The organism is Vibrio thalassae, assembly GCF_900089835.1.
Lineage (GTDB): Bacteria > Pseudomonadota > Gammaproteobacteria > Enterobacterales > Vibrionaceae > Vibrio > Vibrio thalassae.
This window is the reverse complement of the sequence record NZ_OANU01000004.1, coordinates 163232-174119: the sequence shown is the minus strand read 5'-3', so window position 1 is coordinate 174119 and position 10888 is coordinate 163232. Positions and strand designations below refer to the sequence as shown.

Annotated in this window: 12 protein-coding genes; all 12 read right to left on the bottom strand. The window is 45.2% G+C overall.

The features are described 5' to 3' along the window. Positions 1–563: 563 nt before the first annotated feature. The 12 genes from ybgF to ruvB all read right to left on the bottom strand — a co-directional run bounded on the left by ybgF (position 564) and on the right by ruvB (position 10885). Complete coding sequence (gene ybgF, locus VTH8203_RS03815) at positions 564–1352, bottom strand: tol-pal system protein YbgF (RefSeq protein ID WP_096992463.1); 789 nt, start codon at positions 1350–1352, stop codon at positions 564–566. Between the two features lie 84 nt (positions 1353–1436). Next, a complete protein-coding gene (pal, locus tag VTH8203_RS03810) occupies positions 1437–1961 on the bottom strand; it encodes a peptidoglycan-associated lipoprotein Pal (protein WP_006075298.1) in 525 nt (174 codons plus the stop codon). A 30-nt stretch (positions 1962–1991) separates the two neighbouring features. Further along, on the bottom strand, positions 1992–3320 hold the full coding sequence (gene tolB / locus VTH8203_RS03805) for a Tol-Pal system beta propeller repeat protein TolB (RefSeq protein WP_370739197.1): 1329 nt from the start codon (positions 3318–3320) through the stop codon (positions 1992–1994). A gap of 37 nt (positions 3321–3357) precedes the next feature. Then, entirely contained in the window at positions 3358–4464 is a 1107-nt protein-coding gene (gene tolA, locus VTH8203_RS03800) for a cell envelope integrity protein TolA (protein ID WP_096992461.1), read from the bottom strand. A 13-nt stretch (positions 4465–4477) separates the two neighbouring features. Further along, entirely contained in the window at positions 4478–4921 is a 444-nt protein-coding gene (locus VTH8203_RS03795) for an ExbD/TolR family protein (RefSeq protein ID WP_096992460.1), read from the bottom strand. After that, the gene (tolQ, locus tag VTH8203_RS03790; RefSeq protein ID WP_096992459.1) at positions 4921–5607 is read right to left on the bottom strand and encodes a protein TolQ; all 687 of its coding nucleotides are present in this window, start codon (positions 5605–5607) and stop codon (positions 4921–4923) included. Before tolQ ends, VTH8203_RS03795 begins: the two co-directional genes overlap by 1 nt. Next, the gene (gene ybgC, locus VTH8203_RS03785; RefSeq protein WP_096992458.1) at positions 5597–6016 is read right to left on the bottom strand and encodes a tol-pal system-associated acyl-CoA thioesterase; all 420 of its coding nucleotides are present in this window, start codon (positions 6014–6016) and stop codon (positions 5597–5599) included. Before ybgC ends, tolQ begins: the two co-directional genes overlap by 11 nt. Positions 6017–6199: 183 nt before the next feature. Next, positions 6200–6502 (bottom strand): cyd operon protein YbgE, encoded by a 303-nt coding sequence (ybgE, locus tag VTH8203_RS03780; protein WP_096992457.1) that lies wholly within the window; start codon positions 6500–6502, stop codon positions 6200–6202. Then, on the bottom strand, positions 6495–6602 hold the full coding sequence (gene cydX, locus VTH8203_RS03775) for a cytochrome bd-I oxidase subunit CydX (RefSeq protein ID WP_000270284.1): 108 nt from the start codon (positions 6600–6602) through the stop codon (positions 6495–6497). The genes ybgE and cydX overlap by 8 nt, the downstream gene beginning before the upstream one ends. A gap of 12 nt (positions 6603–6614) precedes the next feature. After that, on the bottom strand, positions 6615–7751 hold the full coding sequence (gene cydB, locus VTH8203_RS03770; RefSeq protein ID WP_096992456.1) for a cytochrome d ubiquinol oxidase subunit II: 1137 nt from the start codon (positions 7749–7751) through the stop codon (positions 6615–6617). 15 nt (positions 7752–7766) lie between these two features. Continuing rightward, entirely contained in the window at positions 7767–9353 is a 1587-nt protein-coding gene (gene cydA / locus VTH8203_RS03765; RefSeq protein ID WP_096992455.1) for a cytochrome ubiquinol oxidase subunit I, read from the bottom strand. Positions 9354–9877: 524 nt separating this feature from the next. Beyond that, entirely contained in the window at positions 9878–10885 is a 1008-nt protein-coding gene (gene ruvB, locus VTH8203_RS03760; protein WP_096992454.1) for a Holliday junction branch migration DNA helicase RuvB, read from the bottom strand. Positions 10886–10888: the final 3 nt, after the last annotated feature.

Here is a 10888-nt window from a genome sequence, read left to right as displayed (position 1 = left end):
AAAGTAGTCGAACAATTCACAGCAAAACACGCTACAACGCGCTTTGGGAGATTCCCTTTTTCAAGGGAATGAAGGACTATTATAGGTAAATACAGTACTTTGAGAAATCCATTTATCAATGGTAATGACGGACTCTTTTAGGTCAATACAGCGCTTTGCCATCGCCACCCCAAACGATGCGTCATCCTCGTGAAAACGAGGATCTCCTCCAGCGCGTTGAGTAATAAAAGTAGTCGAACAATTCACAGCAAAACACGCTACAACGCGCTTTGGGAGATTCCCTTTTTCAAGGGAATGACGGATTATTTTAGGTAATTACAGCGCTTTGAGAAATCCATTTATCAATGGTAATGACGGACTATTTTAGGTCAATATCGCGCTTTGCCATCGTCAACCTAACCGATGCGTCATCCTCGTGAAAACGAGGATCTCCTCCAGCGCGCCGGGTAATAAAAGTATCCGAACAATTCCCAGCAAAACACGCTACTACGTGCTTCGGGAGATTCCCTTTTCCAAGGGAATGACAGGCTATTGCAGGTAAATACCACGCTCCAATATATTAATTACTTCAAGTTAGACTGAGCTACTTTGGCAGAAGAGCTACCCGGGTACTCGGCAATCACTTGTTCGTAGTACTTTTTCGCTTCTGCTGCTTTATCGCCACGCTTGGCTAAGTCGCCCAACTTAACTAAAGCATCTGCGCGTTTGTTGGACTCTTTGAAGCCCAATACCGCTTTAAAGCTCTTTTCTGCTTCTGAATCTTGGCGTTTGGCGAAGTAAAGCTGACCTAACCAGTAATGCGTGTTCGGCATAAAGGTTGAGTTTGGATAGTCTTTTTGGAATTGCTTGAATGCTTCGATAGCACCTGCATAGTCACGCTTCTTCAGGATAAGGTCTACAGCATTTTGATAAGCGGTTTGCTCATCAGCGTCGGTGCTGAACTTACCTTGAGGAGCTGTACTGTCTTTTGCGACAGGAACTGGGACTGCGGCCGTGCTTGCTTGAGAGCGAAGTTTGTCGATCTCAATAAATAATTCTCTTTGACGCTGCAACATTTGCTCCATATCGTAGCTGTTGCGTTCTAGCTGACCCCGTAAGGTTGCAATTTCTTGCGTCATATCATCAAGTTGCTGCTGCATTTGCAACTGGACTCGGTTTCGGTTTTGAAGCAGGCGCTCTAAACGTTGAACGTCAGTTTCATTGGTTGCAGCATGGGCTGCTGAAATAGAGGCAGCAGTTGCCGAGGAAGATGTTGCGCTCAAGTCGGTAACCGGTGCTTTTGTCGCGTAAGCTGTGCTTGCTGCGCCGGCTAGTAACGTAAGCGTAACAACGCGCTTAATGTTACTGTTCATAAAGGTTATTACCTCAATTGCCGTGGCTTAAAACAATGAGTCGCAGCGCAAGGGCTGCGACTCAACAATCTTAAGCAGATTGAATTAGTAAACTAGAACTGCGCGACGGTTTTTCGCGTACGCGTCTTCAGATTGACCTAGTACTAGTGGTTTCTCTTCACCGTAGCTTACGATAGAGATTTGGTCAGCTTGTACGCCAAGAGCTTGGATATACTTAGCTACAGCTTGTGCACGACGCTCGCCTAGTGCGATGTTGTACTCAGGTGTACCGCGCTCATCAGCGTGACCTTCGATAGTCACTTTTAGTGATGGGTCTTTGCTTAGGTATGCTGCGTGTGCTGCAAGCATATCTTCGTAGTCACCAGCAATTGTAGAGTTATCGAACGCAAAGTAGATAGTTTGGTTTTCACGAAGCGCTTTTTCTTTTAGCTCTTGCTCAGAAAGTTGTGCATTCTCATCGATTGGAGTAGCAACAACAGTTTCTTGCTGTTGTTGGTTAGAAGTTTCTGCACCTGTTGATGACGCAGCGTCATCAGTTGAGCTACATGCTGTCATCGCAAGAACTGGCAGTGCGATTAGCAACCCCTTAAAAACTTTGTTTAATTGCATTGTTATTTCCTTAACCTAAAAATTTAATTGCTATAAAAACGGTGACCATGCTGGGGCTCTTACACGCCCATTTGTAGCCGGTAATCTAGCTTTAAATCGTCCATCGATGGAGACCATAGAAAGGACGTTAGTTTTGTTATAAATAGAGCTGTATATCACCATGCCACCATTTGGTGCGATGCTTGGTGACTCATCTAGCAGGGTTTTCGTGAGGATTTGCACTGAACCTGTCTCTAAGTCTTGTTTTGCAAGATTAAATCCAGAGTTCGAGCGATTTACCATCACGAGGTAGCGACCGTCAGGGGTGATCTGCCCACCGAGGTTTTGTCTACCCTGCCATGTGATACGCTTGGTTTGACCGTCGGACAAATTTACTTCATAAATCTGAGGGTTACCACCCCTGTCCGAGGTAAAAATAAGGGATTTGCCGTCTGGTTTCCAGAACGGTTCCGTATTATTTGACCTACCACTAGTAATTTGACGCAGTTTTCTTGTTTCAAGATTTAACGTATATACATGCAGTTGCCCAGTCTTTGATAGTGTTAACGCTAACGTCTTGCCATCAGGAGAAAATCTTGGCGCACCATTGTGACGTGGGAATGACGTAATCTTTTCACGCTTACCTGTGTAGATATTCATAATGAAGATTTCAGCTTGTCCATTTTGGAAACTTACATAGGCAAGTTTTTTCCCATCTGGAGACCAAGCCGGAGACATTAGTGGCTGCTTAGAACGTAGAACAAGCTTCTCGTTATAGCCATCATAGTCAGCAATACGCATTTGATATGGGTACTGATCTTTGTCATTAACAACGACATAAGCAATTCGAGTTAAGAATGCGCCACGCTCACCAGTTAGTTCTTCATAAACAAGGTCAGAAATGCGGTGAGCATATTCACGTAGGCGATTACCTGGAACGGTTGCTTTCTTCTTGAATAGGACGTGATCGTTCGACAGAACCAGTTGGCCATCATCACTTAGAGCCTTTGATTTGCCCCCAGTCAATTGACCGCGTACTACATCAACCAGTTGGTAGCTCACTTCGTAGTTACCTTCTGCGTTTTTCGCGATGGTACCCGTTAGCAACGAATCAACACCAATTGATGTCCACGCCTCGAAGTTTATGTCTGACGCATCGTAAGGCGTTTGCGGCATTTTGCTGGTTGCTACAGGACTAAACTTACCACTTCGTTGTAAGTCTGATGCAATCACAGCCGAAACATCATGAGGAAGTTTTCCCTCACCTTCCCACTTAAATGGGACAATGGCGATAGGTCTTGCGGAATCAATACCGTCGGTAATGACAAGTTCTAAAGCGGCATTTGCAGTCTGAGCAGCGAAGCTCAGCACTAATGCCATTCCTAATAGTATTCGCTTAATCACAAGGTCTTCCTTTTTACTCTGGAACTACGGTCAGATTAATGTTCTTAAGTTGTTGGTTCACATCCGCTTCTTTTGAAAGCGGGAAGGTACCAACCTGAGCTATCGCACGTTTTGTCGCGGCACAAAGTCTGCTATCTCCATCGAGTACGGCAACTTGACCGGCGATAGCACCGTTACCCGCAGGTATCAGTTTCAAGTTAACTCGACATTGCTTTCCCCGAAAGCTGTCCTCTAACAGCAGCTTTTGTTGAATCAACTGAGTGTAGATTGCGCCCATACGTTGCACTTCTGATGCAACGTGTTTTGAACGCGCACTGGTATTCAGTGCGGCTTCACTTTCAAGGCCAGAGAAGATGTTATCGAGAGCCGCTTCTTGCTCCTTGCGTTCACGCTCAAGTTGCTGCAAACGCTCTTTCTCTATTCTGGCTTTCTCTGCAGCCTCTTTCGCGGCTTTCTCTTTAGCAATGCGTTCTTTTTCTGCACGCTCGGCGGCTTCTTTCTCACGCTGAGCTTTTTGCTGTGCTTCTTCGGCGGCCTTCTCTCGCGCTACTCTTTCTTTTTCGGCACGCTCGGCCGCTTCTTTCTCACGCTGAGCTTTTTGCTGTGCTTCTTTGAGCGCTTGTTCTTTCTCTAAACGCTCCTTCTCCGCTTTAGCAATCGCCGCTTCTTTAGCAATTCGCTGCTGCTCAGCAACACGAACGGCTTCTTCTTTGGCTTTACGCTCGGCTTCGGCTTTAGCAGCGCGTTGTCTTTCGACTTCGCGGCGTTTCTCTGCCTCACGTGCGGCTTGAGCATCTTTCGCTTGTTGCTGTTTCAGCTTACGAATACGCTCTTCTTCCGCTTTACGATTACGTTCCAGCTGTTCACTTTCACGACGTAATTTATCCAAGCGATCTTGTTCTTTTTTCGCCGCGGTTTCGCGCTGTTTACGAATCTCTTGTGCTTGTTGACGCACTCTAGCAGGGTCGATGACCACCGCTTGCACCATGCCTGTTGGTTCCGCTTTATTCATTGTGAAGTCTGTCCCCCACAATAAAGCAACAACCAGCATCAAGTGAGCAAACAAAGAGATCGCTATTGGCTTTCCGTAGCTTGAGTTATTCTTCTTATTGCTTTTCATACCGTTGCGATGACTATTCCCTGATATCGGTTAGTAGGCCCACTTTTGGAATACCGGCCTGACTTAACTCATCTAACAACAACACTACCTCTGCGTAAGGGGTAGCTGCATCGCCGCCTACTGCGACTGGCGAATTTGGATTAAGCGAAAGCTCTGCTCTAACGCGAACAATAATATCTTGTAAGCTTAGACCTCGTTGCATGTCTTCGTTATTCACACTCAAACCAAAATTACCATCGCGGTCGACTTCAACAATGATAAAACTTGCGTCACTATCGCCGGCTAATTCCGTTGCTGGTTTAGCGGTGGACGTTTTTGGTAGCTCTACATCCACACCTTGAGTAACAAAAGGTGAGGTCACCATAAAGATAATTAGTAGAACTAGCATAACGTCGATATAAGGCACGACGTTAATTTCACATGTCAGCTTACGTTTCTTTGGTTGGTAGCCAGCCATTACTGTTCCCTACTCGCCATTGCTTGTCTGTGCAGGATACTGTGGAACTCTTCTGAAAAGGTCGCGTAGTTATGCTCTAATTTGCCCACTTTATTGCTGAGTCGGTTATAAGCCATTACCGCAGGGATAGCGGCAAACAGACCCATTGCCGTTGCAATCAATGCTTCGGCGATACCAGGAGCGACCATCGCTAGTGTGGCTTGTTTTACCTCACCCAGGGCAATAAACGCATGCATAATACCCCACACGGTACCAAACAGACCGATATACGGAGAGATAGAACCAACGGTTGCTAAAAATGGTAGGTTCGTTTCAAGATCCTCTACTTCGCGAGACACCGCGACACGCATCGAACGCCCCGTTCCTTCCATAATGAACGCTGGCGATTCTGCGTTAGATTTACGAAGTCTTAAAAACTCAGTGAAGCCGCTATAGAAAATCTCCTCGGTACCAGAAAGGTCGTCTTTTCTTTTTTTCACATCTTGGTAGATCTGCGAAAGATCGGCACCTGACCAGAACTTATCTTCAAACTCGTCTGAGTCTTTAGTTGCCTGTTTTAGTACCTTACTGCGTTTGATGATCATCGCCCAAGATACGACTGACATCCCAAGCAGAATCAACATTACCAATTGAACCAGTAGACTTGCCTCTAGAATGAGGTCCACAAACGAAATATCAGCCGTCACTGTTTTTTAACTCCAATAAGGTAGTCGAAGGAAAAGCCTTCGGCTTCATTTTTATATTATCGATACATGCCACTTTAACGAGAGCCTTGGCAATTGTCACATTTTGCTCATCAACAATTTCTTGTTGAAATGTTAATGACGCTCGTTTGAATTCAGAAATATGTGTCTTCACTGTGAGGTGGTCATCTAGTCGTGCTCCGCGGATAAAATCAATATCGATATGACGAACGACGAAGCCAACTTGTTGTTCAAGCAGCTGACGTTGGTGTACGTTTCTGCTACGAAGCAACTCGGTTCTTGCGCGTTCAAAGAAATTGAGATAATTCGAATGGTAGACCACGCCCCCTGCGTCGGTATCTTCATAATAGACGGTGACGGGGAATTCGAAATACGGTGATAACTGAGACAAACTGGTAACTTCCTAATGAATACTGCGGTCTAATATAACGCAAGTGATTGTGTTTGTTATCAGAGCTGACAAAAAATTTTGAATAAAGTGCCAAAATTTACACTCAACTGATGAAGTAATTGGCAGTTTCGAACGTTTGTTTGTTTCAAAAGGTAAAAAAACCGAGCAAAGCTCGGGTTTTGTTTAGATAACGTACATTAACGTTAGGTAACTCAACACAGTTAGTGACAAGTACGGACTGAACACCGCTTGCCAGAGCCAGAATCTCGGTCGGAATCCGACTCCAAATACCATGCTGGCACACACAGACAATACAAATAACAACCCTAGGACTGGCGAAAAGCCACCAATGGCGTCAGCGTATTGGTCTGGATTCCACATAAACAAACCGACATTAACAAAGCCGAGTATCAGGGATAAGACGCGCAACAGCGTCTTATCTACTGGTTTGTGGAGTTGCTCTAACTGTTGGTTAAGCTTACTCACTGTCTTTGTCCATCATCTCACTGTGCTCTAGCCAAAGAGCGTTGATGATGCCAAATGCACACGCAAGTAATACACCTAAAATCCAAGCGAAATACCACATATCCAATGCTCCTTAGTAAAGTGAATTTTTGTTTTCTTCGATAAACTTGTCGTCAAGACGACCGAACATCTTGTAGTAAGTCCAAGCTGTGTAGCTAAGAATTACTGGAACCATCACGAACGCTACTGCCGTCATCAGGTTCAGTGTCAACTCACTTGACGTTGCATCCCACATAGTCAAGCTATGGTTCGGGTTCAGGCTACTTGGCATTACGAATGGGAACATTGCAAAACCAGCCGTAAAGATGATGCCACCGTTCGCTAGAGAAGACGCAATGAACGACACAGCACATTTTTCTAAACGAGACGCTAGTACTGCTAGTAGTGGCATTACCACGCCTAACGCTGGAGCAATCCAAAGTAGTGGGTATTTCTCAAAGTTCGCCATCCACGCACCCGCCTCACGAACCACTTCTTTATTGAGTGGGTTCGATGCAGCATTGCCGTCGATTGCGCTCACAATCGTGTAACCATCGATATTCTGAATCCAGAAACCTGCTGCTACGAAAGCGGCAACAACCAGTAGACCCATTAACTGCGCTGTGTTGCGAGCACGTGTATGGACATCACCTGTGGTCTTCATTTGTAGCCAAGTTGAGCCCTGTAGCAAAATCATGAACAAGCTCACTAGACCGCAAAGTAGCGCGAATGGGTTTAGCAGGCCAAAGAACGAACCGTGATACGTTGGCATCATGAATTCACTCAGTTGGAACGGTACGCCTTGTAGCAAATTACCAAACGCCACACCAAAGATGATTGGTGGAACAAAACCACTGATTGAAATAGCGATATCCCAAACGTTACGCCATTTAGTGTCTTCAAGCTTTGAGCGGTAGTCCAAACCGATCGGACGTAGCCATAGTGCTGCTAGCGTCACAATCATCGCAAAATAGAAACCAGAGAACGACGTTGCATAAACCAATGGCCATGCTGCGAATAACGCACCACCCGCTGTGATCAACCATACTTGGTTACCATCCCAGTGAGGGGCAATTGAGTTGATCATTACACGGCGTTGGCTGTCCGTTTTACCTAGGATAGGCACTAAAGCACCTACGCCCATATCAAATCCATCGGTGATAGCAAAACCAGCTAATAGTACGCCGATCAGAATCCACCAAATAAGTCGTAAGACTTCGTAATCAAACATTCTTTTTCTCCTTGCTTACGCTTCTACTTGACGACTAACTTTAGTCTCTACCGTTTCGTCATTCTGTTCGAAATGGTAACGACCCGTCTTCAAGCTACTTGGACCTTTACGTGCGAATTTCACCATCAAGTAAACTTCAGCAATTAGGAACACAGTATAGAGGGCGATAATAGCGAACAGTGAAGACCATAGCTGGCCTACCGTTAACGCTGACGCGGCTACGTGAGTTGGTAGAATTTCACCAACAGCCCACGGCTGACGTCCGTATTCAGCAACAAACCAACCTGCTTCGATAGCGATCCAAGGAAGTGGGATGCTGAATAGCGTTGCTTTGAGAATCCATCTCTTCTGTTCGATTTTTTGGCGACATGTTTGTACAAACGCGGCACCGAATACGAATAGCATGACAAAGCCACAGGCAACCATGATACGGAATGACCAGAATAGCGGCCAAACTTTAGGGATAGAATCATCCGCTGCCGCTTGGATTTGGTCTTCAGTAGCATCAACAACATTGTCTGTGTAACGCTTAAGAAGTAGACCATAACCAAGGTCATCTTTCACTTCGTCAAACGCAGCAACGTTAGCTTCACTGCGGTCACCTGCGCGAAGTTTTTCAAGAAGTTCGTACGCGTACATACCGTTACGGATGCGATCAACGTGCTCTTCACGTAAATCACGAAGACCCGTTACTGGCGTATCCAACGAACGCGTAGCGATGATACCCATTACGTATGGGATCTTAACCGCGTAGTCCGTGTGCATTTTTTCTTGGTTCGGAAGACCAAAGAGGGTAAACGCAGCTGGTGCTGGCTCAGTGTGCCACTCTGCTTCGATAGCGGCGAGTTTCACTTTTTGAACGTCACCCAGCTCGTAACCTGATTCATCACCCAGTACGATGACCGATAGGATAGATGCCATACCGAACGATGCTGCAATAGCAAACGAACGACGAGCAAATGCAACATCACGGCCTTTAAGTAGGTAGTATGAGCTGATACCAAGGATGAACATTGCACCCGTTGTATAGCCTGATGCGACTGTATGAACAAACTTAACCTGAGCTACTGGGTTGAGTACCACCTCAGCAAAGCTCACCATTTCCATACGCATGGTTTCGAAATTGAACTCAGCGCCCACTGGATGTTGCATCCAACCGTTTGCAACTAGGATCCATAGTGCAGAGAAGTTCGAACCAAGTGCTACTAACCACGTAACAGCCAAGTGTTGACGTTTTGAAAGCCTATCCCATCCGAAGAAGAAGAGTCCGACAAAGGTGGATTCGAGGAAGAAGGCTACGAGGGCTTCAATAGCAAGCGGAGCACCGAATATGTCACCAACATAGTGAGAATAGTAAGACCAGTTGGTACCAAACTGGAATTCCATCGTTAGACCAGTGGCAACACCTAGAGCGAAGTTAATACCAAACAGCTTACCCCAGAACTTGGTCATGTCCTTGTAGATTTGCTTATTGGTCATTACGTAGAGGGACTCCATAATGGCTAGTAAGAAAGCCATACCGAGAGTCAATGGAACGAACAAGAAGTGATACATTGCCGTGAGTGCGAATTGCAGTCTCGACAGATCAACAACGTCTATCATGGTAACTCCTTTTGTGTCAGCTGAACGACACTTTCTACATTTAGCTCCAAGGACTTTGTTTAATAGACATTAAACTTGTTGAGCAAATCGCAATCCTTGTTGCAAAAATGTACCTCAATGGTTAGTTAATTGTTAAGCTTGCGCTAATGTAGCTGGCGCTAATATTACTGGGAAATTGAGTCGGTTTCAAAAGATTTATTTACAGCGTTGCTTTGATTTACATCAACAAACACAAGGAGTGAACTGTGCAATCCTTAATCACATTGATGGAGATCAATTTTAATGAATGTAGGTAAGCAAATTAACTGAAGTATGAGGGAAAGGAACAATCGAGAATACCCCTTTGGTAGCAAGGGATTATAGCGTGAAATGTTAGTTATATGAAACAAATATGGATTTCAAATCACACAAAGTTATTGATATAACAAATAAAAAAAAGCCACATATTTGCAATATAAATTTACAATAATGCAGCTTAATTATTATTCGCCATTAGTAACTATCTACAGTAAGTGTGGTAATTATCAATGTTTATCAATACCAAAATGTAAATACGCCCTATCGGAAGCAATACGACCTCGAGGTGTTCGCTGCAAATAGCCTTGTTGAATCAAATACGGCTCGATAACATCTTCGATGGTGTCTTTCTCTTCGCCAATGGCTGCCGCTAAGTTATCAAGTCCTACAGGACCACCAGCAAACTTTTCCATAATAGCCAACAGAAGTTTTCTATCCATGTAATCAAAGCCTTGATGATCAACGTCTAACATGTTTAGCGCTTTGTCAGCAATATCAGAACAAATATGACCATTACCTTTCACTTCTGCATAATCTCGTACGCGTCGCAACAATCGGTTGGCGATACGAGGTGTACCTCGGGCGCGACGGGCGATCTCTAACGCCCCATCCGGTTCCATCGACAAGCCTAGGCAGGAAGCACTACGCTGAACGATCTTTTGCAGATCGGCTATTTTGTAGTACTCCAAACGCTGAACAATACCGAAACGATCTCGAAGCGGAGATGTTAATGAACCCGCTCTGGTTGTCGCACCAATCAAGGTAAAGGGGGGCAAATCAATCTTGATAGAGCGCGCCGCAGGGCCTTCACCGATCATGATATCCAGTTGGTAATCTTCCATAGCCGGATATAACACCTCTTCAACCATCGGGCTAAGACGATGTATTTCGTCAATGAACAACACGTCATTTTCTTCGAGGTTGGTCAAAAGTGCCGCCAAGTCCCCAGCTTTCTCAAGTACCGGACCCGATGTGGTGCGAATATTCACTTCCATTTCGTTAGCAACGATATTGGCTAAGGTTGTTTTACCTAGGCCAGGAGGTCCAAATATTAACAGGTGATCAAGCGCCTCACTGCGTAGTTGTGCCGCTTTGATGAAAATCTCCATCTGGTCGCTCACATGCTCTTGACCTTCATAGTCAGCAAGTTTTTTAGGACGTATTGCTCGGTCAATGACGTCTTCATCTTTGAATACAGGATTTTCGGGCGCTATTAGGCGATCGGCTTCAATCATGTC

What these genes read in the sequence shown, in the direction of transcription:
- ybgF (WP_096992463.1), bottom strand. Translation starts at nt 1,352, where the DNA reads ATGAACAGTAACATTAAGCGCGTTGTTACGCTTACGTTACTAGCCGGC.
- pal (WP_006075298.1), bottom strand. Translation starts at nt 1,961, where the DNA reads ATGCAATTAAACAAAGTTTTTAAGGGGTTGCTAATCGCACTGCCAGTT.
- tolB (WP_370739197.1), bottom strand. Translation starts at nt 3,320, where the DNA reads ATGGCATTAGTGCTGAGCTTCGCTGCTCAGACTGCAAATGCCGCTTTA.
- tolA (WP_096992461.1), bottom strand. Translation starts at nt 4,464, where the DNA reads ATGAAAAGCAATAAGAAGAATAACTCAAGCTACGGAAAGCCAATAGCG.
- VTH8203_RS03795 (WP_096992460.1), bottom strand. Translation starts at nt 4,921, where the DNA reads ATGGCTGGCTACCAACCAAAGAAACGTAAGCTGACATGTGAAATTAAC.
- cydX (WP_000270284.1), bottom strand. Translation starts at nt 6,602, where the DNA reads ATGTGGTATTTCGCTTGGATTTTAGGTGTATTACTTGCGTGTGCATTT.
- cydB (WP_096992456.1), bottom strand. Translation starts at nt 7,751, where the DNA reads ATGTTTGATTACGAAGTCTTACGACTTATTTGGTGGATTCTGATCGGC.
- cydA (WP_096992455.1), bottom strand. Translation starts at nt 9,353, where the DNA reads ATGATAGACGTTGTTGATCTGTCGAGACTGCAATTCGCACTCACGGCA.
- ruvB (WP_096992454.1), bottom strand. Translation starts at nt 10,885, where the DNA reads ATGATTGAAGCCGATCGCCTAATAGCGCCCGAAAATCCTGTATTCAAA.